The following is a 22,904-nucleotide window of genomic DNA, read 5'->3' as shown; positions in this document are numbered from 1 at the left end:
TGTTTTGCCCTCGGTCCTAAGCCGGGGGCATTTTTTCTTCTGCTACATATTCCCGAAAAATGGCGGCCAATTTTCGGATGAGAATATGCTCAAAATTCATGTAACCAAAGAGAGCCTGAATGTCGGATCCAGTGCCTGTGGCGCTTACTCGCCTCGCGCTAACGGATTTTCGAAACTACAACGCAACAAGCGTTGAGTTGAACAGCCGAATGGTCGCTTTTGTTGGCGATAACGGCGCAGGCAAAACCAATATTCTCGAAGCAATCTCCTTTCTCTCCGCTGGTCGAGGTCTCCGCCGCGCAACCCTTGGTGATATCGCCCGGGCCGATGGATCTGGCGGCTGGGCTGTCAGCGCGATTTTGGATGGAGAATTTGGTGAGACCCGCATCGGCACAGGTTTAACTGCCGGAGAACCGGGACGCCGCGTCCGCATTGACGGTGAAGAAGCTCGTTCTTCCGAAGCTCTCCTGGAATACCTTCGTGTGTTGTGGCTGGTCCCGTCCATGGATGGCCTGTTTACGGGCTCAGCTTCTGATCGACGCAAATTTCTCGATCGTCTGGTCCTCTCCCTCAATCCGTCTCATGGCAGAATGGTTGCAAGCTTTGAAAAAGCTTTGCGCCAGCGAAACCGCCTGCTGTCTGAGGGCGGAACACCCGAATATCTGGATGCCATCGAAGCGCAGGTTGCTGAACTGGGCACCGCTGTCGCTCTGGCTCGTAGTGAAACCGTGAGTTTGCTGGCCAAAACACTGGAAGCACAAAAGCAGCTCGGCCTCCCCTTCCCGTCCGCAGAAATCCACCTGCAAGGCGCGTTTGAAACCGCGACCATCGGCATGAGCGCTTCAGATCGGGAAGATTGCTATCGGGATTTGCTGGTGGAAGGCCGCTTCCGCGACCGTGCCGCAGGGCGTACTCTGGATGGTCCGCACCGCTCTGACCTCTACGTGGTCCATAGCGAAAAGCAAATGCCTGCCGCGCAAGCTTCAACTGGAGAGCAAAAAGCGCTGTTGATTGGCTTGGTTCTGGCACATGCAGACCTCACCTCATCAATCTCCGGCATGACCCCGATCCTGCTGCTGGATGAAGTCGCCGCCCATCTGGATCCGGGCCGCCGCGAAGCTCTCTTTACACGGCTAGAAGTTCTGGGTGGTCAGGTTTTCATGACTGGCACCGATGAAAACCTCTTCAAAGATCTGCCAAGTGCGGCACAGATTTTCGAGGTTGCAAACGGTGGTATTGCGCTAAGCTGAAAGTGTCATCATTGAGCTGGCTTGAAGGCAAGCCGCTTTTATCTCGCTTGTCAGAGAAATATCCTTGTGATTAGTCTTGGGCGGTATTCTGGAAAAGCAGAGACAAGCTTTCCGATGAGAATACGCGAACTGCGTTAAGCGCCTTATCTCTGACCTAAGTGATCCCCATGGACTTGCAAATTCTCCTCGTATTTGGGGCAACTCTGTTTGTTGTTGCCATCACACCGGGCCCTGCGATTACAGCACTGGTTTCGCGTACACTCGGTTTTGGGTTGCAAGGGACACTCACATTTGTCTCTGGCATGCTGATTGGCAGCATGTGTCTGTTTATTCTGGCAATCCTGGGCCTCGCAAAACTGGCGAGTACTTATGTACTGGCGTTCACCATCGTTAAATATGCAGGCGCTGCCTATTTGCTGTTTCTGGCTTGGAAGCTCTGGCTTGCCAGTGGTCTCCAGACAGCGCAGGCAACTGAAGGCACCGCCGCCATAACGCCAAACACCAAAAGCAATGCCAAAACACTGGTCTCCGGCATGCTGATCACGCTTTCCAACCCTAAAGGCTTGCTGTTTTATGCGGCTTTGATGCCAAGCGTGGTGCCCATGGAAACCATCACGACCATTGGCTTGGTTGAGTTGATGTTTGTTACGCTTGCCGTGTTGTCACTGGTCTTTACAATCTATATTGGTGTGACCGTACGGGCACGAAGCCTCCTGACCTCAGAAAAAGCCGTGACACGATTGAATAAGAGCGCGAGTGTTGCAATGTTTGGCACCGCTGCCGCAATCGTGGCGCGATAAGAAGAGCAATAAAATGGAATTGGCAGTTCTTTTGTTCTTTGCAGGAACGTTGTTCGCTGCAGCCATCACACCGGGTCCCGGTATCGCCGCTTTGCTCGCCCGTATTTTCGGACAAGGCATGCGTGGCACACCTATGTTCGTTGTCGGTATGATCTGTGGCGATCTGTTTTGGTTTACGCTTGCAATCATGGGGCTGGCAGCCATTGCGACCAACTACGCGATCATTTTCATGGCGCTCAAATGGGTTGGAGCCGCTTATCTGCTATACGTCGCCTGGGGGATGTGGAACTCAAAAGGCGTATCCCCAACGCAAGATGGTGATGCAGCTGTAGAGGCGTCCTCACGTTTTACAGCCTTGCTTGCTGGTCTCTCAATGAACCTGTCCAACCCAAAGGTCGTGATCTTTTATATGGCGCTGATGCCGAACATCGTGCCCATGGATAAGATCAACCTGCTGGCTTATTGGGAACTGGCAGCAACCATGGCCAGTGTGTTGTTCATCGTCTTCGGCATCTATGCCTATTTGGCGGTCTCTGCAAAGAAGCTGATTTCGTCGCAAAAAGCATTCCAGCGGCTGAACCGAAGTTCCAGCGTGGTAATGGTCGGCGTGGCAGCAACCATGGTGACCCGCTGAGCAATCTGCTCTTTGAGACGGCGCTTGCGGAAGACTGCGGCGCCGTAAACTGAAAGTGCTCGTCACCACGAAAGAACTGCCGTAGTTTTATGGATGTAACCAGCCTTGCCCTGTTCGGTGGCACGCTTTTCACATTAGCGATCATTCCCGGCCCTGCTGTTTTTGCAATCATTGCCCGCGCTATGAGCTTTGGCAGCAGCGGTGCAGTGCTGTTCTGTTTGGGGCTGTTGAGTGGTGATCTGCTCTGGTTCTCCATGGCTGCACTGGGATTAGCGGCAATTGCCAGCAGTTTTTCTGGAGCCTTTGTGGCGTTGCAGTGGTTAGGTGCTGCCTATCTCACCTATTTAGCCTGGGGCATCTGGAAGAGCGCAAATGCGGCTCCTTCTGAGGAGTACAGCAACTCAATCCCACCACAATCTTCTGCGAAGACATTCTTGTTTGCTGGGCTACTGTTCAACCTTTCAAACCCCAAGGCGATCATGTTCTATCTCGCGCTGATGCCCAATTTGGTCAGCGTTGAGGAAATGAACCTGCTGGGCTTTGTTGAACTCGCCGCTGTGCTGTCAGCTATCTTACTGATCATCAACGGTGCCTATTCATTTCTGGCAGTCAAATTTTGCCAGTTCTTGAGGTCAGAAAAGACGATGTACCTGATTAATCGACTGGCTTCTTTGGGACTTCTCGGCATCGCAGTCCTGATGATTACACGGTAGCAATATCACCGATAAGTCGTTTCAATTTTCAGAAAATGCCAGGCACAAAAATGAAAACTTGGGGTGCTAATCGTGCAAGCAAATCCATGGGATGCACGCTAAGGAAATTATCCCCCCTTAAAAATAGTGTTTATGCAATATTTCCCTTGGTTTACGAGCGCTTAAACTCCCAGATTGCTTGAACCATTTGCCCAACCAATTATAACATGAACCCTAATGAAAACCGTTGTGTGAAGTGATTCGAATGAGCGAAACGTCGACCCCTGAAAATGGCGGACCTGAGCAGGAAAATGGCGCAGGTGAATACGGTGCAGATTCCATCAAAGTGCTGAAAGGCCTGGATGCTGTACGTAAACGCCCCGGCATGTATATCGGTGATACCGATGATGGCTCGGGCCTGCACCATATGGTCTATGAGGTTGTCGACAACTCCATCGATGAAGCGCTGGCCGGTCATGCTGATTATGTGACCGTTACGTTGAACGCTGATGGTTCTGTCTCGGTAACCGATAACGGACGCGGTATTCCGGTAGACATTCACTCGGAAGAGGGAATTTCTGCGGCTGAAGTTATTATGACCCAGCTCCACGCTGGTGGTAAGTTTGACAGCAACTCCTACAAAGTATCCGGCGGTCTGCATGGTGTGGGTGTTTCTGTGGTGAACGCACTGTCCACCACATTGGAGCTGCGTGTATTTCGTAATGACAAAGAGCACTTCCTTCGCTTCCATCACGGTGAAGCTGAAGCTCCTTTGAAAGTTGTCGGCGACGCTCCGGGTAAATCCGGTACGGAGGTGACTTTCACCCCGTCTCCTCAAACCTTCACCAAAATTGAGTTTGATTACGACACCCTTGAGCACCGCCTGCGCGAGCTGGCCTTCCTCAACTCCGGTGCCCGTATCATCCTGACAGATAATCGTGGTGTTGAGCCTCGCGTTGAAGAGCTCTACTACGAAGGAGGTCTGGAAGCTTTCGTTCGTTATCTGGATCGTGCCAAGCACCCACTCATCGAAGAGCCTGTTACAATGATTGCCGAAAAAGACGGCATCACTGTAGAAGTGGCGATGTGGTGGAACTCCAGTTATCACGAAAACGTTCTGTGCTTCACAAACAACATCCCACAGCGTGATGGTGGTACGCACCTTGCTGGTTTCCGCGCCGCTCTGACACGTCAGTTGACCGGCTACGCAGATTCTTCAGGGATCCTGAAGCGTGAGAAAGTAAACCCAACTGGCGAAGATTGCCGCGAAGGCCTGTCCTGCGTGCTTTCTGTAAAAGTGCCTGATCCAAAGTTCTCCTCCCAGACCAAAGACAAGCTGGTTTCTTCAGAAGTCCGTCCGGTGGTTGAGAACCTCGTTGGTGAAGCGCTTTCTACATGGCTGGAAGAAAACCCGGCTCCGGCAAAGTCCATTGTTTCCAAAGTGGTGGAAGCTGCGAGCGCTCGCGAAGCTGCTCGTAAAGCTCGCGAGCTCACACGCCGCAAAGGCGCGCTGGATATCGCGTCCCTACCCGGTAAGCTGGCCGATTGTCAGGAGCGCGATGCTTCTAAAGCTGAACTCTTCATAGTGGAGGGTGATTCCGCGGGTGGCTCTGCCAAACAGGGCCGTGACAGATCAAATCAGGCTGTGCTGCCGCTGAAGGGTAAGATCCTGAACGTCGAACGCGCACGTTTTGATAAAATGATCTCCTCGCAGGAAATCGGCACGCTGATCACTGCATTGGGAACAGGTATCGGCAACGAGGAATTCAACCTCGAAAAGCTCCGTTACCATAAGATCATCATCATGACCGATGCGGACGTCGACGGTGCGCACATTCGTACGCTGCTGTTGACTTTCCTCTTCCGTCAGATGCCTGATCTGATTGAAAACGGCTACGTCTACATCGCTCAGCCTCCGCTTTATAAGGTTACGCGCGGCAAGTCCGAGCAGTACCTGAAAGATGAAGCGGCCTTTGAAGAATACCTGATCGGCAGTGGTCTGGATGAGACGTCACTCAGCCTTGCAAGCGGCGAAGTGCGTATGGGCGAAGACCTTCGCAGCGTCGTTAATGAGGCTCGTGAAATCTCCGACGTTCTCAACGGCCTGCATTCCCGCTACAACAAAGCTGTCGTCGAACAGGCTGCAATTGCCGGTGCGCTGAACTCCGACAACCTGCACAACCACGAAAAAGCGCAGGAAGCTGCTGCTTACATCGCGCGTCGCCTGGACATTCTGGCTGACGAGTTTGAGCGTGGTTGGGAAGGTGAAGCAACTGAAGAGGGTGATCTCATCTTCAGCCGTGTTGTTCGCGGCGTGAAAGAAGTCACCACGATTGATGCTGCCCTACTGGCTTCTGCAGATGCGCGTCGCCTCGACAGCTACTTCAAGCATTTGGATGAGGTCTATCACAAGGCCGCATCCTTGGTGCGTAAAGACAAGTCTGTCGAAATTCGCGGCCCACAAGCCCTTCTGGAGGCTGTTTACGCGCAAGGGCGTCGTGGCATCTCCATGCAGCGCTATAAGGGACTGGGTGAGATGAACCCAGAACAGCTTTGGGAAACCACGCTGGACCCGAATGTACGCTCTTTGCTGCAGGTGAAGATCAAGGAAGCTGACGCAGCTGATGACATCTTTACCAAGCTGATGGGCGATGAAGTTGAGCCACGCCGCGACTTCATTCAAACCAACGCTCTATCCGTTGCGAACCTCGACGTTTAAGCAACGCACAAGCGTAAAAAACAACAAAAGCCGGATGCTTCTGCACTCCGGCTTTTTTTATGCCTTGCTCCAGCATAAGGCTGGCGACGGTCTAAATGGAAAGACTGAGGAAGGTGTGCTCTGACATCCAGCGGTCAAACAGAAAGCTCACATGCCCACGCGCAGCGTTTGCAGCTTCTTCAGGCGTGCCATTGCAATGCGTTTCGATGATCGCAATATGCTTTTCATGAATGTCAGTACCATTGAGTGGAATGTCTCGGTGAGACAGCGTCACACGATGCATATGGAGCGCACAACGTTCCAGAATAGGCTCTAATCCGCGCAAGTTTGCCTGACGGAACAGGGTTGCATGGAAGAGGCGGTCATAAGCGCTGCAAAGAAACACCTCGTTGTCATCGGCTGCCTGGCACATAGCATCCAGAATTTCAAAGAGCCGGTCGCGCGTCTCGCCTGAAATGTTAGAGGCAATCATTCGTCCGGCTTGCTCTTCCAGCTGCATGCGGATTTTGACAATCTCGACAGCTTCAGCGCGGCTGATACCCGCAACGCGAGTACCTTTGTAATCGTGCCGTACCACCAAGCCGGACTGCTGAAGTTTAAGCAAGGCCTCACGTACAGTTCCCTGCGCGCAATCACACGCATCAGCTACCGTCTGTTCGGCAATTGCTTCGCCAGGCTTAAGAGCACCAACGATGATCTGTTCTTCCAGGTAAAGATAGACAGCGTCACTTTTACGATTGCTGGTGGATGACCAGGGAGAAATTCCAAAGCGAGAAACGAGCGAGCGGTCCGAGATCGAGTGCAGCATGACAGAAAGCGCTTTTTTTTGGATAGAGACGAATCCGAGAGCACATTACACTAAATAGCTTCGGATTTCTCATCACAGGAACACCATAAGCACGTATAGCGTGTAAACTATGTTACGTGCAATTGTAAAATATAGTTCCTTAGGGGTAGGGCGTATTGTTGCGCCCTTCATTGTAACTATTATTTAATCGAATAAAAAGACACAATTTCAAAGCTATAAATTCTAATTAATCGGCAGTTTTGAAGAGTTTCAACCAACGGAACAGGAAATATAGCAGACAAAAATAAATTAATTTAGCCAGCTAATTTGTCCACAAAAGAAGGAGCACATAGAGGCGATTATGTGCTCCTATCCAAAACTATGCGATCAGGATTCTGGTTTGATCATCACAGTTCCAGAAGCGTAGGCGTAAATTTTGCCTTCTTCGTCGACGATTTCTCCGGCAGAGATCCCGGTCTGGCGCGTCATGCTGACCACGCGGCCTTCAGCGTAAAGAACCTGCCCTACCTTAATGGGACGTATGTACTTGACGTTGAGTTCTGAGGTGCCGCGGAAATTGAAGGCGTCTTTGAGTTTGGTCTGAACCGCAAGAGAAAGAACGGAATCCAGCGCTGTTGCAGCATAGCCGCCATGAACTGTACCGCCCGGATTGAGATGATCATTCGTTGGCATGCATTTAAAACGAACCAGGCCATCCTCAATGCAATCAAGGTCTACATTCATGGTTTCCGCCATTGGCGGACGATTGCCCGCTTTCTGCATGGCTTTCAGGAACTCCAGTCCTGACATCACTTTTACATCCATCTTTTCAATCCGTCCTATTGAAAATCTTTGAGATAAAGGCGTAATCCTGCAAGTGATTGCTGGTGTTCAATCAGATTACGCAATGAAAACAATGCTCAAATGAACTTGAGCGCCCAGCCTAAAGTCGGGTGAGAAGTGCCTTGAGATCGTCCCTCTCACGATCACTCAGCTCCGCAAGAAATCTGGCGTTCGCGTCTTCGGTTAAACTGTCAAGAATTTCGGAAACCTCCTGACCTTGCTTGGTGAGGAAAATATGCTGGGTCCGTCGGTCTTCCGGGCTTGCTTTGCGCTCCAGATACCCGGCGGGACATAGCCGGTCCAGCACACCGGTAAGTGTTGCATTGTCCAGTTCGGCAGCCTTGCCCAGTTGAGACGTTGTGCATCCGTCTTGAACAGCAAGGGCTTGCAACACAATAGATTGGACCGGTGTGAGCCCCAGTTCTTCCAGTTGCTTCTTGTAGAACCGCGCACCACTTCTGGCGCTGCGGGAAAGCAGATAAAAAATGCAATTATCTAAGCGCATCACAGACACTCCATAAATTTTGCATGCAAATAGTTTGCACACAAAATATAACGGCACAATTGATACTTTGGACGGGGGAGAAAGGAAGCTACAGCAAGTTGCAGCTTCCAGTCAGGAAGGCTTTAAGCGACTTCGCGGGTCTCGGTCAGGATGACTTCAAAGCCTTCAAAGTGTGGGCCGCCCAGGTAGAAGTTCATGCGGGTGCCAGCGCCTTTATGAGCAGATGCAAACGCTTCAGACTTCGTCCAGCCGACAAAATTCTCATAGGTATCCCAGGTGGTATGGGATGCATAAAGGGTATGGTCTTCAGCTGTCTCGCCTTTGAGCATACGAAATTCGATGTAGCCGGGAACGGAGCTCAAGTGACGCTCACGATTTTTCCAAACGGTTTCAAACTCTTCTTCTTTGCCCCGCACCACGCGGAAACGGTTCATTGCGATGTACACGCCGGAACTCCTTAGCCAATTAGTACATGAGCCTTTCCAGTCAAAAGCTCAGCAAAGTTTCAGGTCTTCAGAGCCACTCTCAAAACACATACCACAATAGGAATGGGAGGGGTATGCGGAGGCTGGCTAGCGATTTAAACCGCTTGGCTGGCAAAATGGTCTTAACGATGCGCCTTTAAAAGGCTCTCGATCCGCGTATGTAGAAAAATATGAATTTAATAGTCAAGTATTATTTCTTATATTTGCCTGTCTTCCTTCCCAGCTCAATTTAGAGATTGACCCGATATATAAATATGAGTATTTCACTCATGTTATTTTGAAAGATAGCGTTTTACGAACTGGGCGAATTTGGGAAGCCAGAAGCCACTCATGCCCGAAGGAATGAAATACCTCCTCTCAAATGGGTGCTACCATGCGTGTTCTAACCAGAGCCCTCGATTCATTTTCTCTCATGCTTCCTTATGTGGCCGCAGCGCTCCTGAGCTTGTTCTTTGGAATGTTCATCGGTCAGGTCCAGGCTGAGGGCACACAAAATGATCAGCGCATTATCTCAATTGGCTCATCTCTGACAGAAATTGTCTACGCACTGGAAGCTCAGGATCGGTTGGCCGCTGTCGACACCACAAGTCTCTATCCCGAGGAGGCAACAAAGCTTCCCAATGTGGGCTACATGAGAGCTCTCAGCGCAGAAGGCGTGCTCGCAACCAACCCAGATCATATCCTCATGATGGAAGGTTCAGGCCCATCAACAGCGGTTGATGTCCTCAAAGCTGCCTCTATCAAGCTGACGGAAGTGAAAGAGGTTTATTCCCCGGAAGGCATTCTTGAGAAGATTGATGTAGTCGGAACCGCATTGCAGCTTCCAGAGGAAACAAAAGCGCTGAAAGCGAAGGTCAAAGCAGATCTTGATGAGGCTATTGCCTACGCACATCAGCAAGCAAAACCGCTCAAAGTTGTCTTTGTCATCTCTGAAGGTGGCGGAAAACCGCTGGTCGCAGGCCGCGAAACAGGGGCTCATGCCGTAATCGGACTGGCTGGCGCAACCAACGTGTTTGCAAACCTGCGCGGCTACAAACCAGTCTCAAAAGAAGCGCTGATTGCAGCCGCTCCTGATGTTGTGATGATGATGTCTCGTCCAGGCTCAAGCGACCAATCAAAAATTCTCAAAGAACCAGGTTTCAACCTCACCCCTGCGGGCCTAAACGGCAATCTCATCGTCATGGATGGCGTCTATCTCCTCGGCTTTGGCCCTCGCACAGCGCAAGCCCTTCGAGATCTGAGCGATCGCTTTGTGAAAATCGCAGCTAAATCTGACGTAAAATCGTGAGGTCAGGCGGCCATGAGTGAGATGACACTGTCTGAGGCGTTCAAGTCACCAGTAACCCATGCAAAAACAAGCAGAGAAATCTGCCAGCAGTACGCAGTTAAGGCACTAACCCTGTTGCTTTTGGTTGTCTGCTTCGTGTCGTTGGCCGTGGGGCCGACAGAGGTTTCCGTCTCACACATATTCGGCGCGATTGATTACTGGCTCTTCGGTGATGAAACCGCACTCACGCTCCGAGACAAAGTCATTCTGATGGATATTCGTATGCCAAGAACGGTACTCGGATGTCTGGTTGGCGCCTCTCTTGCTGCTTCCGGTGCGATGATGCAAGGCTTGTTCCGAAACCCCCTTGCTGATCCGGGTTTGGTGGGAGTTTCATCGGGCGCTGCCCTCGCCGCAGTCTGCGTGATCACTCTGTCTTCCGGTTTGCCTGCATGGATTTTGGATGACTATTCGGTCTACCTCCTTCCGTGGGGCGCTTTTGTTGGCGGTGCTGCAACAACCGCCCTGCTCTACAAAGTCGCAACCCGTCGAGGTCAAACCTCCATCGCGACCATGCTGCTGGCTGGCATTGCGCTTGGCGCATTATCTGGTGCTGTCACAGGGTTTCTCGTTTTCGGTAGCACAGACGAAGAACTCAGAGACCTGACATTCTGGGGCATGGGCGGACTGGGAAGTTCCACGTGGCCAAGAGTTTGGTCCACACTTCCGTTTGCTCTGGCTGTGCTCGCTTCTCTCCCATTCATCGCAAAAGGTTTGAATGCATTTCTGTTGGGTGAGGCTGAAGCCTTTCATCTGGGGTTCAACACACAGCACCTCAAACGTTTGATTATTATTCTGGTTGCGGGTGCAACCGGAGCCTCTGTTGCGGCGGCTGGTGCAATTGGCTTTGTCGGGATTGTTGTGCCCCACGTCTTAAGACTGCTCATTGGACCAGACCACCGCTTCCTCCTGCCATCCTGCGCATTGCTCGGTGCATCCTTACTGGTTGCCGCTGATGTTGTTGCCAGAACGGTGGTCGCGCCTGCTGAACTGCCAATCGGCATCATCACAGCAATCATTGGCGCACCTGTGTTCCTTTCCATCCTGCTTGGCCGCAAAAACCAAGTCCAATTGTGAGGATCCCAGATGCTTGAGGCAATAAACATCACGGTAAGCATTGGCACAAAAAAACTTCTCCGAGACATCTACTTCCGCAGTTGTCCGGGAGAACTGACGGTAATCATCGGCCCCAATGGCGCCGGTAAGTCGACGCTTCTCAAATGCCTGACGGGTGATTTGTCGCCATCGGAAGGCGACGTAATGCTGGATGGAACGTCTATCTGGTCAGTCCCCGCAGTCGAGCTTGCAAGCCGCCGGGCGGTGTTGCCTCAAAGCTCGCAGCTGTCCTTTCCGTTCTCTGTTGAAGAGGTTGTTATGCTGGGTCTGGTCTCCGGCAGTCACGGCCTAAGCGCAAAGCAACTACGCCCGCGTGTTCTGGAAGCTCTGGATCGTGTCGGTCTCACGTCCTACCTGAATAGGTACTATCAGGAACTGTCTGGCGGCGAAAAACAGCGTGTTCATTTGGCCCGTGTGCTTTGTCAGGTTTGGGAACCAAGACAAAATAGCCGTGCCAACTATCTGTTTCTGGATGAACCGACCGCGAGTTTGGATCTAAAGCACCAGATCGACGTACTGGAGACAGGCCGCAAATACGCGAATGAAGGTGGCGGTGTTATCGCAGTCCTTCATGATATCGATCTGGCCTGCGTCTATGCCGACAAGATCTTTGTGCTGGACCACGGCAATCTGGTTGCGCACGGCACGCCGCAGGATGTTGTAACAACCGACCTACTCCGCTCGGTCTACCATCTTGATGACCGCATGCTGGAAACCAAGTGGGGTCATCTGGCAAAGGGCCGGAACCTCGGCAAATCCTGGTCAGAGCTACGTCCGTCCTAAGTACAGCATAATCACGCTTTGCGGCCTGCGTTCCTGGATGGGCAACCCAGGCCGTTTGCTGTTCTGACTATACAAAAACAGAGCAAGCGCCCTTAAAGATCGTCCCGCCGCTTAAGGCGCTCTTTCTCGATCTTCTCTTCTTCTTCACGAATGAGATTAAGCGGGTGGAGGGAAAACTCCCCTTTGATCGGTGCTTTGCGCCTGAGAACCCTATAGCGGGCAGACCACCTGTTTTTCACGGCAAGAAACAAAAGAGCAATGGACGTAAAGCACAGAGCCAAAGCCATGCTGATAGCGATCGTGGCCATAGCTTCCTCCCAGAATGAACTAGTCACCATTCTTATTTTGGGGGCAAATGCCGGTCACTAAAATCAGCAATGTATGCGGGTAGAATTTTAGGGATTGCTTAGGCACTTTGAGTCGGAAGCCTGATAGTGCGTTCAGCACCTGTGATATCCGCATAATTCACAAGAATGTGTAGGTACATATCCTAAAGTAATACAAGCCAAATAAGGCAAATAAGGCACCTTAAACGCCAATAAAATACCAAAGATCTTTCTAAATCAATAGAATCGTTAAGCCGCGGAAATACTGAGAGAAAACAGAATCATCAGATTCTAAAAACGGTATTCTGTGATGTAAAACATTGAATCGCAGAGATTTTTTTAAATTCGTCTGTAATAAATACTCCATTTTTCTTTCGAAATTTGGCCCCAATTTCCAGAAAAATCAGCCTCGTCGAACGCGGAAGCGATCAGATGCACTGCAAACAATGCGCTGTTGGAAACGCAAAGATCAAAATTGCAGTCAGATCGCATCAGCGTTCGTTTTTAACGAGAGCGGCTCGGTGAGCCTTCCGGACCTTAGCAATTCGGCTTGCTCCTTTAATTTCGGAGTTGTCTGGGACCTCTCAATAAAAACTGAGGGAATACAATGGACTATCGTGGCACATATGACGAATTCCGTGACGCATTGCGGGCTTTCGAATCCGGTTGGGATCGCGAAAGATACAACGACGGCAGAATTCAGGATTGGCAGCTCACTGAATGGGCAGGCGGTCCGGTGCAAGACTTCTTTCCAGAGTATGACAGTTGGGGGGATCTGAACGACGACCAATGGAGTGCGATGTCTTATCGCTCCACCAACTCACTTGGGTTCGTCGGCTACCAGTTCGGTGAAGCTCTGCTTATCGATCTGGGCTACTATGATGATGATGTCTTTTACGGCAACGGCGCATCCACTAACACTTGGGATGGCACCTGGACCGGTAAAAACGGCGTCGACTCACTAGAAGAGTTTATGACTCCTGAAGCACAGGAAGTTGCCATTCAGGAAGCATTTGGCTTCAATCTCCAGATTATCGAAAACGGATTGTCCAACAGCGGCCAGTCACTGGACGACTTTATTGGACAGGATTTCACCTACGAGCAGAACGGTCAGGATGTCAGCGTAACCCTCACACTGACGGGTATTTTGGCTGCTGCCCACTTGCGTGGCGCATACGGTACACTTGCTCTCCTGCAGGGCGGCAACGTTTCTCAGGATGAATACGGTACCTCTATTCTGCAGTATGTTGAGCAGTTTGGCGGCTTTGAAAGCCCAACTGTTGATGAAGCAATCGACTACTTCCAGGATCGTCTGACTGGTGAAGAAGGCCTGAACGGCACTCTGCCAGGCGTTGGTGTTCCAAAAGAAGATGCCGATGTGGTCGTCACATGGTCCTATGGTGAACAGGAAGTCGTCAACGACTTCGATACAGAAGATGGCGTGATCTTCGTTGACTGGATCAGTGCTGACCAGCTTGAAGTAACCGAAACACCAGACGGTGTGCTCTTCTCTATTCCGTCCAATGGCGGGCAGACGCTGCTCCTGGCCGGCGTTGCACTTGCTGACCTGACACTGGCAAACTTCTCCATTCAGGATGCATCAGCAGCTGAATTGATCAGAGACCTTGTTGGCGGAAACACTCAGCCTGAAGAACCAACCGATCCTGTTGATCCGGTAGACCCTGCGGATCCGGTTGATCCCGTTGAACCGGTAGATCCTGTCGACCCGGTTGATCCAGGTGATGGTGACGATGGTCATGGTCATCCAGGCGATGGCGATGATGGGCATGGTGGCCATACTGGCGACATGTATATGCTCGGTCTGGACAGTGAGTCTCAGGTCATCGCAGACTTCGATCCATCCTCTGACATGATCCATATTCTGGAAGGTGTGACTGGCGAACAGTTTGAAATCTTCGAGGAAAGCGGCGACGCACTCGGACAAACAGTCCGCATTGTGATCACTGATCAGTTCGGTAACATCATGTCCACCACCATCTTCCAGGGTGTGACACTCTCCGATCTGTCTTTGGCAAACTTCTCTGTCGCAGACCAGTCTGCGTTCAACGAAGTTGTCTCTGCCATTGGTGAGACCGTTGAAGTACCAGACCCAAGTCAGGGCGGCGGATACGAGCTTGTTTACGACAACGACGGTTCAAACCCACCAACAGTCACCGGCACGACCGATGAAGGTGGTTCCAAGTTCCGCGCTGACGTAAACGCAGATGATATCGTTGGCTTTGACCCTGATCGGGACGAGCTGGACTTCGGCGGAACATCTGTTCACGGCCTCATCGTGACCAAGTCTCCTGCCGGTGAAATTGTTCTCGACAGCCCGTGGAGCTCTTCTGCACAAATCGTGCAGGGCGTCACCTTCCAGGATGTCGACATCTCAGACTTCGGAGTGGTCGGTAATGAACACCTCCGTCAAGATCTTGGTGGCGTGGTCTCTTGGGAACAAGGCGTGGGCCCTCGCGAAGACGACACAGTCTACATCCGGTCTCATGAGTACGGCGTACACGAAGTTATCTCTGACTTTGACCCATCATCCATGAAGATCAGCTTCCTGTACTACGGTACACGTGAGCGTCTGAGCGTTGAAGAAACCGATGACGGCCTGTTGATCTCTACTCTGCCAAGTGGTCAGAGCTTCCTGTTCGAAGGCATTTCTCTTGATGATCTGGTTCCAGGTCAGCTGGAATTCCACTTCGATCAGGTTATGGAAGATAACCTTGAAGTTCCATTCGGCTTTGATCAGGGTGACGTAACCCTCGTTAGCCGTGAAGGCCTGTTGACTCCGGAAGCGCCAGCTGGCGACACAACGGATGGCCACCAGACCAGACCGGGTGACTTCGGACCAACTGATCCGGTTGACCCAGTCGACCCAACTGATCCAGATCCGGACCCAGTTGACCCGGTTGATCCAGTCGATCCGGTTGACCCAGTTGATCCGGGTACAGGCACTCCAGGTCAGGTTCCTGGTGATGGAGTGGTCGTGTTCACATGGGCTTGGGGTGAAAACAGCGTTATCACCGACTTCAACCCAGCGGAACATAAGATTAGCATTGGTTGGATCAGTGCAGACCAGATTAGCTTTACAGAATCTGAAGACGGTCTCGTGATCTCCCTGCCTTCAAATGGTGGACAAACCCTCCTGCTGGAAGGTGTGTTCCTTGAGGATCTGAATGCCGATAACTTCGACATCAAAGATCCATCTACATTGCAGGAAATCCTTGATCTGCTCAGCGGTGAAGGTTCACAGCCACCTGTCGACCCAACTCCGGATCCAGATCCAACTCCGGACCCAGACCCAACCCCAGATCCTGACCCGGTCGATCCTGTAGATCCAGTGGATCCGGTTGACCCAGTTGATCCGGGCGATGGTTCACCTCGTGAGTTCACACTGGATTGGCAGTGGGGCAAGCAGGAAGAAGTCGCAAACTTCAATCCGGAACAGGATACCGTGAACATCGGTTGGATTGGCGGCGGCCAGTTCGAAGTGGAACAGACCGACAATGGTGTGTTGTTCACTCTGCCGGGTAACGGTGGTCGGTCACTTCTGCTGGTTGGCATTGTCGTAGCTGATCTGACAGCAAACAGCATCATCGCAAATGATGCAGCTGCTCAGGCTAAGATTGATGACTTCCTGTCAAATGCTGAAAATCTGGCAGATGTGGGAACTCAGTCCGAAGCTGAAAGTGTAGACTCTACCTACATTCCAGAGGCTCCTGAAGCATCAACCACTGCACAGGAAGCAGCTGCTTCCAATGACAGAGATGATGATGCGGTTGCCGCTTCTGCTCAGGAAGCTGAACAGGAAACTGGACCTCGTGAAGCTCAGAATGCTCCTGAACCAGCTCTTGCAGCTGCGGCCAATGGCAACGGAGCAATCGGAGGCGATACCGTTCAGATCAATTGGGATTGGGCATCAGAAGAAGTCATCACAAACTTCGACCCTGCTACCGACACCATTGATTTCGGTAATCTGAATGCATCACAGGTTCAGATCACGGAAGAGAACAACAGTGTTGTGATCGAGGTTCTGGATAACGGTGGTCACACCTACACCTTGAACGGCATCAGCGTAGAAGACCTCTCTGCGGAGAACTTCGAAGCTGACGACTTCAACACCATCGTAACTGAAGAAGGCGGTGTTGTAGATCAGATGCATTCGGTCAATCAGGACGATAACTTGATCTGATCGATGAGCTAACGAAAAGAACTGCTCCCTCCCGGTCAATACCGGGAGGGGGTTTCTTGCTTTAATTCCCGAAGCAATTGAGAGAAAAGCTTATGCCCGGCAGCCAACGACAGAAAGAATCTGTAATCACCAGTGCATTCAGATCTCTAAGGTCCGCACTGGTTGGAATTGGTGGCGTCAGCATGCTGTTGAATATTTTGATGCTGACAGGACCACTCTTTATGCTGCAGGTCTATGACCGCGTGCTGGCGAGTGGGTCGGTCCCAACGCTTGTCGTTTTAGCAACCCTTGTTGGCGTCCTTTTCCTTTTCTATGGAATTCTGGAAACACTTCGCAGTCGTGTTTTGTCCCGTCTTGGGCAACGTGTAGATGCCCAGCTCTCTGGTGTTTCCTACGAAATCTCAACGAGCCTACCGCTTATTCTCGGCCCCAAAGGCGCAAAGATGCGCCCGGTTCAGGATTTGGATCAGGTGCGCAGTTTCCTTTCAGGCCCAGGCCCTGCTGCCATCTTCGACTTGCCGTGGATGCCACTTTATTTCGGTATCGTGTACCTCTTCCATCCCTATCTTGGCATGATGGCAATCGGTGGCGCTTTGATCATCTGTGCGCTCGTTGGAGTGAATGAACTAACCTCCCGCAGACCTTCAAGCGAGGCTGCTGCCGAAACAAACCGCCGCTCTGCTATCGTTGAAGCCAGTCGTTCCAATGCTGAAGTCATTCAGGCAATGGGCATGATGGAAACGATGAAGAACAGATGGCACAAGGGCAATGATGCCTACTTGGTCAAGCAGCGAAAAGCGGGTGACCGAGCTGCCTTTTTCTCAACAGCCGTCAAAACCTTCCGCTTCATCTTGCAGTCCGCCATGCTTGGCATGGGCGCATGGCTGGTTATTCAGCAGGAGGTCACCTCTGGTGTCATGATCGCCTCTTCAATCATGTCTTCCCGTGCCTTGGCTCCTGTTGAGCAAGCCGTTTCCCAATGGAAAGGCTTTCTGGCTGCACGACAAGGCCTCGCCCGTTTGCGCAAGGTCGTCGAAAATAAAGATGACACCAACAACGTGATGGAGTTGCCCCTTCCGCATCAGAAAGTTGATCTGGACAGTGTGGCATGCGGTCCGGTTGGTATCCGTCAACCAATCGTGCAAGGCATCTCGTTTAGTCTTGCGGCTGGCGAAGGTCTTGGCGTTATTGGCAAGTCCGGTTCTGGCAAATCAACCTTGTCTCGCTCGATTGTCGGCATCACCAATGCGCTGACAGGGTCAATCCGGTTTGATGGCTCAGAGCTGGATCAATGGACGTCGGAGCGTATCGGTGAATTTGTGGGCTTCTTGCCGCAGGACATTCAATTGTTTGATGGCACGGTTGCGGAGAATATTTCCCGGTTCAAGGAAGACGTAAACCCTGATGATGTCATCGAAGCTGCGAAAATTGCCAGTATCCATGAGTTCATCACGGGCCTGCCGGATGGTTACAACACGATTATCGGTAGTGGTGGTTATGCCTTATCTGGCGGCCAACGTCAGCGCATCGCCCTCGCCCGTGCCATGTATGGTGAGCCTTTCCTCATCGTTCTGGATGAGCCTAACTCCAACCTGGATTCTGAAGGTGAAGCCTGTCTGACCCATGCGATCAAACTGATGCGGGGCCGAGGTAAGATCGTCATTGTCATTGCCCACCGCCCAAGTGCGATTGCGGCGGTTAATAAGGTGCTTGTGCTCAATGATGGCCGACAAGCTGCCTTTGGTCCGCGAGATGAGGTTATGAAGCAACTTGTAACCCCGGTTCAAACTCAGCAAGTCCCGCAAAAAGCAGCAATTAAAGCTCCTGCCAAACGAGGAGCAGCATAATGTATAATCATTCTGAAAGTGACAAGCAGATCAAGGGTAGCATTAGATTCCATCTGATCTGCGCTGGCCTTCTGGTGGTTATCCTTGTTGGAGGCGTAGGTCTCTGGGGCGGCCTGATGGAAATCCGCGGCGCGATCATCGCGCCCGGTACCATCGTCGTTGAAACCAACACCAAGAATGTGCAGCACATGGAAGGCGGCATTGTCCGCTCCATCATGGTGACTGATGGGGATACCGTTGATGCGGGAGACACCCTGCTCCGCCTTGATGACACGGTGACCCGCGCCAACCTTGCTGTCGTGACCAAACAGCTCGACAATCTTTACTCGCAGGAAGCCCGTTTGATCGCAGAACGTGATGGAGAAGAAGAAATACTCTTCTCAACACGAGCCACAGATGATGCACATTCACAGGTCCTGAACACCATTCAGGAAGGGCAACGCCGGATGATGGTCGCGAAGACCAAAAACCTGCGTGGCCGACAGGACCAGATGCGTGCTCAGATTCAGCAGTATAGAAAGCAAATTGATGGACTGTCTCAACAAAGAGATGCCAAAGAAATCGAGATCAGCCTGATCGATGGCGAGTTGGAAGACCTCAACAAGTTGCTGGCCAAAAGACTGGTCACAGAGTCCCGTGTCACAGCCCTCAAGCGCGAAAAAACCAAGCTTCAGGGTGAATATGGGGACTTCATAGCTCAGGTCGCTAAGACAGAAGAAGCCATCGCGGAACGCAATATTCAGATCATGCAGATCGAAGAAGATGTGCTGACAAAGACACTGGAACAGCTTCAGCAAGTCCGCGCAGAGGTTGCCCAGCTTGAAGAAAAGAAGATCGCTGCACAGGACCAGCTGATGCGCATGGAAATCAAATCACCTCAGTCTGGCACAGTGCACGACCTGACCATTCACACCATCGGCGGTGTTATCGCTCCCGGTGAGGTGTTGATGCAAGTTGTGCCACGTGAAGACGTTCTGGTGATTGAAGCGCAGGTGCAGCCAATCGATGTGGATCAGTTGACGCCCAATCAGGAAGCAACGATCCGCCTGCCAAGCTTTGATCAACGCACAACACCCGAGCTGACAGCTCAGGTGAAGACGATCTCACCTGATCTTTTGGAAGACCCCAAAACCGGTCTCAGCTTCTATATGGCTGAGCTGACAATCTCAGAAGATCAGCTGGACAAGCTGGGTGGTAAAAATCTGGTGCCGGGTATGCCGGTCGAGGCGTTCATTCAAACAGAAAACCGCACGGTGATCTCATACATCATGAAGCCAATGGTTGATCAGATCGCCCACGCAATGCGTGAGTAGGGACGCCGTGTATCGCCGAAAAGTGGAAACCGGTTTTCGGATAAAGATACGCGAACAAAAGCCCCTACTCTGCTCATTCAAAATGATGGTTGAGGCTGCTTACCAGCCAGCCTCAACATCACCCATCTCTACATAGATGCTCTTGACCTGAGAGTACTGATCCAGCGCCCACTGACCATTCTCACGTCCAATACCGGAGTTCTTGAAGCCACCAAATGGCATCTCGACCGGGGTCAGGTTGTAGTTGTTGATCCAGCAAGTGCCAGCTTCCAACTGATCAATCACACGGTAAGCACGCTGAATGTCTTTGGTGAACACAGCAGCAGCCAAACCAAACTCGGTGTTGTTGGCGCGGCGGATCACATCAGCTTCATCATCAAAGTCCAGCACACACATCACAGGACCAAAGATCTCTTCGCAAGCAATGCGCATGTCGTCTTTGACCTCAGTGAAGATGGTTGGCTCAACAAACAGTCCACGACCAAGGCCAGCCACCTGCGGACGTCCACCACCAGCATAGAGAACCGCACCTTCGCTCTGACCAATCGCGATGTAGTCCATCACTTTCTCAAGCTGAGCTTTGGAGACGAGCGGGCCAAGCTGTGTGTCTTCATTCAGCGGATCACCAATAAGGATCTTCTCGGTCCGCTCTTTCAGACGCTTCAGGAACTCATCCTTGATGGAAGAGTGCACGAACACGCGTGTGCCGTTGGAGCAGATCTGACCGGTGGAATAGAAGTTAGCGTTCATCGCTGCAGCAACGGCATTGTCGATGTCACTGTCTTCAAATACCACCACCGGAGATTTGCCACCTAGCTCAAGGCTCATGTGCTTCAGCTGAGAAGCTGCCTTTTCAGCAACCTTCATACCGGTTGGCACGGAACCCGTCAGGGAAACCTTGGCAATTTCAGGATGGGATACCAGAGAAGCTGCCGCGTCACGGTTTGCCTGCACCACGTTGAATACACCATCCGGCAAGCCAGCTTCACGGAAGATCTCTGCAAGCTTCAGCGCAGACAGGCAAGTCACTTCAGATGGTTTGAAGATCATCGCATTACCAGCAGCCAGCGCCGGAGCAGCTTTCCATGCAGCAATCTGGATTGGGTAGTTCCAGGCGCCAATGCCAAGGCAAATGCCCAGTGGCTCGCGCTTGGTCAAGGCATAAGAGCCACCCAGATCGATGTGTTCGCCGTTAGAGGTAGCCGCAACGCTTGCAAAATATTCCAGTGCTTCAGCACCAGAAGCAGCATCAGCCACCAGAGTTTCCTGCAGCGGCTTACCCGTATCAAGCGTTTCCAGCTCGGAAAGTTCACGGTTGCGCTCGCGCATCAGGTCAGCAGCCTTACGCAGAACGCGTGAGCGCTCAGCAGGTGCCATGGAACGCCAGATCGCAAAGCCAGTCCGTGCGGATGCAACAGCTTTGGTGATGATTGCCGGCGTTGCGGAGTGAACCCGCGCAATCACTTCCTGTGTTGCTGGATAAAGGCTGAGGATCTCCTCACCCATCGTATCTTCAACGTAAGTGCCGCCAATAAAGTGAGAGCCACCAGGCTGCGCACGCAGGGATGCATTTGTCAGGTTATCTGTTTTCGTCATTTCTTAATCCAACACTTACCGTTGTTCGTTCTGCCAGTTCGGGTGTACCCACGCCTGCTTATCACTGGCAGGAAGCATACCTTTTCCGAGAATATGGTCTGCAGCCTTCTCACCAACCATGATGGAAGGTGCATTGAGGTTTCCGTTCGTAATCTGCGGGAAGATGGAGCTATCCGCAACGCGCAAACCGTCAACACCAATCACACGACATTCGTTGTTAACCACAGCACTTTCGTCATTCGCGTCACCCATCTTACAGGTGCCACACGGATGGAACGCGCTCTCGACATGTTCTTTGATGAAAGCATTCAGTTGATCGTCGCTTTCAACGTCTTTGCCTGGTTGAATTTCCTTGCCGCGGAACGGATCAAACGCCTGCTGAGCAAAAAGCTCACGTGTCAGGCGAATGCACTGGCGGAAATCTTCCCAATCGTCTTCGTGGCTCATGTAGTTGAACAGCACGTTCGGCTTGTCCATTGGGTCCGCAGATTGCAGCGTCACCGCACCGCGAGACTTGGAGCGCATCGGGCCAACATGAACCTGATAGCCATGGCCTTCAGCAGCCGCCTGCCCGTCATAACGAACCGCAAACGGCAAGAAGTGGAACTGAATGTCAGGGTACATCACGCCCGCTTTGGAGCGAATAAAACCGCAGGTCTCAAAGTGGTTGGTGGTGCCCAGGCCAGATTTTGCCAGCTGCCACTGAGCTCCGATCACGCCTTTAGAGAGCAGATTCCAGTGCTTGTAGAGCGTAATCGGCTGAGTACACGCCTGCTGAATATAGAGTTCCAGATGATCCTGAAGGTTCGCACCAACACCCTTGCGATCTGCAATCACATCAATGCCCAGAGCTGACAGAGCAGCTGCATCACCAATGCCGGAATGCATCAGAAGCTTTGGAGAGTTGATGGAAGACGCAGAAACGACAACTTCGCGGGAGCATTTGACCTGATGTACTTGCCCGCCACGTACATACTCAACGCCAACAGCACGTTTGCCTTCCATGAGAATACGATTAACGTGCGCACCAGAGATAATCTCCAGATTTTCGCGGCCTTTGATGGGCCAGAGGTAGGCATTGGAGGCGGACCAGCGACGGCCATTGTGCACCGTCATCTCCATATCGCCAAAGCCTTCCTGACGATAACCGTTGTAGTCGTCAGTTTTGGCGTAACCAGCCTCTTCACCAGCCTGCACAAAGGCATCGTAAAGCGGGCTCCAGCGTGTACCGCGAGAGACGTAGAGCGGGCCGGACTTTCCGCGCCAGTCTCCGTCGATCTCGGTATTCTCAAGGCGCTGGAAGTAAGGCAAAACGTTCTGGTAACCCCAGCCTTTCGCCCCCATTTCCTCCCAGCTGTCAAAGTCGCAGGCATTGCCGCGCACATAGACCATACCGTTGATGGAGGAAGAGCCGCCAATCACCTTACCACGTGGCAAAGCAAGCTTACGCCCATCCAGATGCGGCTCAGGCGCACTCTCATAGCCCCAATCGTAGCGGGACATGTTCATGGGATAGGACAAGGCAGCGGGCATCTGGATAAACGGACCGATATCCGTACCACCAAACTCCAGCAAAACCACCTTGTTTTGGGGATCTTCCGAAAGACGGTTTGCCAGGGCGCATCCAGCAGAGCCGGCGCCTACAATAATGAAATCTGCAGTCATTGTATTCTCTTGGGC

The 22,904-nt window shown here is 51.9% G+C and carries 18 protein-coding genes; 11 read left to right on the top strand and 7 right to left on the bottom strand.

Annotated elements, in window-relative coordinates; translation table 11 throughout:
- The first annotated feature begins 119 nt into the window (after window positions 1–119).
- The 5 genes from recF to gyrB all read left to right on the top strand — a co-directional run bounded on the left by recF (window position 120) and on the right by gyrB (window position 6,095).
- Window positions 120–1,250, top strand: coding sequence for a DNA replication/repair protein RecF (gene recF / locus PsAD5_RS27215; RefSeq protein WP_063294344.1), 1,131 nt, complete (start codon window positions 120–122; stop codon window positions 1,248–1,250).
- A 167-nt stretch (window positions 1,251–1,417) separates the two neighbouring features.
- Window positions 1,418–2,050 (top strand): LysE family translocator, encoded by a 633-nt coding sequence (locus tag PsAD5_RS27210; protein ID WP_063294343.1) that lies wholly within the window; start codon window positions 1,418–1,420, stop codon window positions 2,048–2,050.
- A 13-nt stretch (window positions 2,051–2,063) separates the two neighbouring features.
- A complete protein-coding gene (locus PsAD5_RS27205) occupies window positions 2,064–2,684 on the top strand; it encodes a LysE family translocator (protein WP_063286292.1) in 621 nt (206 codons plus the stop codon).
- Window positions 2,685–2,773: 89 nt separating this feature from the next.
- Window positions 2,774–3,397 (top strand): LysE family translocator, encoded by a 624-nt coding sequence (locus PsAD5_RS27200; protein ID WP_063294342.1) that lies wholly within the window; start codon window positions 2,774–2,776, stop codon window positions 3,395–3,397.
- Between the two features lie 244 nt (window positions 3,398–3,641).
- Window positions 3,642–6,095 (top strand): DNA topoisomerase (ATP-hydrolyzing) subunit B, encoded by a 2,454-nt coding sequence (gene gyrB / locus PsAD5_RS27195; protein ID WP_063286294.1) that lies wholly within the window; start codon window positions 3,642–3,644, stop codon window positions 6,093–6,095.
- 91 nt (window positions 6,096–6,186) lie between these two features.
- On the opposite strand, the gene PsAD5_RS27190 is transcribed toward gyrB, so the two are convergent.
- The 4 genes from PsAD5_RS27190 to PsAD5_RS27175 form a co-directional block, all read right to left on the bottom strand.
- Window positions 6,187–6,903, bottom strand: coding sequence for a GntR family transcriptional regulator (locus PsAD5_RS27190; RefSeq protein ID WP_063294341.1), 717 nt, complete (start codon window positions 6,901–6,903; stop codon window positions 6,187–6,189).
- Window positions 6,904–7,269: 366 nt separating this feature from the next.
- Window positions 7,270–7,707, bottom strand: coding sequence for a PaaI family thioesterase (locus PsAD5_RS27185; RefSeq protein ID WP_057463127.1), 438 nt, complete (start codon window positions 7,705–7,707; stop codon window positions 7,270–7,272).
- 118 nt (window positions 7,708–7,825) lie between these two features.
- Entirely contained in the window at window positions 7,826–8,230 is a 405-nt protein-coding gene (locus PsAD5_RS27180; protein ID WP_057463126.1) for a MarR family winged helix-turn-helix transcriptional regulator, read from the bottom strand.
- A gap of 122 nt (window positions 8,231–8,352) precedes the next feature.
- Entirely contained in the window at window positions 8,353–8,676 is a 324-nt protein-coding gene (locus tag PsAD5_RS27175) for an antibiotic biosynthesis monooxygenase family protein (protein ID WP_057463125.1), read from the bottom strand.
- 412 nt (window positions 8,677–9,088) lie between these two features.
- Between PsAD5_RS27175 and PsAD5_RS27170 the strand changes: the two genes are divergently transcribed.
- From PsAD5_RS27170 to PsAD5_RS27160, 3 genes are read left to right on the top strand one after another with little or no spacing between them, the layout of a single operon-like run.
- Window positions 9,089–10,003, top strand: a complete 915-nt coding sequence (locus PsAD5_RS27170) for a heme/hemin ABC transporter substrate-binding protein (RefSeq protein ID WP_244271702.1) — start codon at window positions 9,089–9,091, stop codon at window positions 10,001–10,003.
- 12 nt (window positions 10,004–10,015) lie between these two features.
- Window positions 10,016–11,119: a FecCD family ABC transporter permease gene (locus PsAD5_RS27165; RefSeq protein WP_063294340.1), complete on the top strand. Its 1,104-nt coding sequence runs from the start codon at window positions 10,016–10,018 to the stop codon at window positions 11,117–11,119.
- A gap of 9 nt (window positions 11,120–11,128) precedes the next feature.
- A complete protein-coding gene (locus PsAD5_RS27160; RefSeq protein WP_063294339.1) occupies window positions 11,129–11,941 on the top strand; it encodes a heme ABC transporter ATP-binding protein in 813 nt (270 codons plus the stop codon).
- A 92-nt stretch (window positions 11,942–12,033) separates the two neighbouring features.
- Here PsAD5_RS27160 and PsAD5_RS27155 read toward each other — a convergent pair whose 3' ends face one another.
- Entirely contained in the window at window positions 12,034–12,249 is a 216-nt protein-coding gene (locus PsAD5_RS27155; protein ID WP_057463122.1) for a hypothetical protein, read from the bottom strand.
- A gap of 625 nt (window positions 12,250–12,874) precedes the next feature.
- Here PsAD5_RS27155 and PsAD5_RS27150 point away from each other — a divergent pair.
- The 3 genes from PsAD5_RS27150 (at window position 12,875) to PsAD5_RS27140 (ending at window position 19,628) form a co-directional block, all read left to right on the top strand.
- Complete coding sequence (locus PsAD5_RS27150) at window positions 12,875–16,468, top strand: hypothetical protein (protein WP_063294338.1); 3,594 nt, start codon at window positions 12,875–12,877, stop codon at window positions 16,466–16,468.
- Window positions 16,469–16,560: 92 nt separating this feature from the next.
- On the top strand, window positions 16,561–18,315 hold the full coding sequence (locus PsAD5_RS27145) for a type I secretion system permease/ATPase (protein ID WP_063286299.1): 1,755 nt from the start codon (window positions 16,561–16,563) through the stop codon (window positions 18,313–18,315).
- Complete coding sequence (locus tag PsAD5_RS27140) at window positions 18,315–19,628, top strand: HlyD family type I secretion periplasmic adaptor subunit (RefSeq protein WP_057463121.1); 1,314 nt, start codon at window positions 18,315–18,317, stop codon at window positions 19,626–19,628. The genes PsAD5_RS27145 and PsAD5_RS27140 overlap by 1 nt, the downstream gene beginning before the upstream one ends.
- 99 nt (window positions 19,629–19,727) lie before the next feature.
- On the opposite strand, the gene betB is transcribed toward PsAD5_RS27140, so the two are convergent.
- Both betB and betA read right to left on the bottom strand, forming a co-directional pair.
- On the bottom strand, window positions 19,728–21,191 hold the full coding sequence (betB, locus tag PsAD5_RS27135) for a betaine-aldehyde dehydrogenase (RefSeq protein WP_193778180.1): 1,464 nt from the start codon (window positions 21,189–21,191) through the stop codon (window positions 19,728–19,730).
- Window positions 21,192–21,239: 48 nt separating this feature from the next.
- The gene (gene betA / locus PsAD5_RS27130; protein ID WP_063294336.1) at window positions 21,240–22,889 is read right to left on the bottom strand and encodes a choline dehydrogenase; all 1,650 of its coding nucleotides are present in this window, start codon (window positions 22,887–22,889) and stop codon (window positions 21,240–21,242) included.
- Between the last annotated feature and the right edge of the window lie 15 nt (window positions 22,890–22,904).

It is taken from the genome of Pseudovibrio sp. Ad5 (assembly GCF_001623095.1).
Lineage (GTDB): Bacteria > Pseudomonadota > Alphaproteobacteria > Rhizobiales > Stappiaceae > Pseudovibrio.
This window is presented reverse-complemented; position numbering and strand designations above follow the sequence as displayed.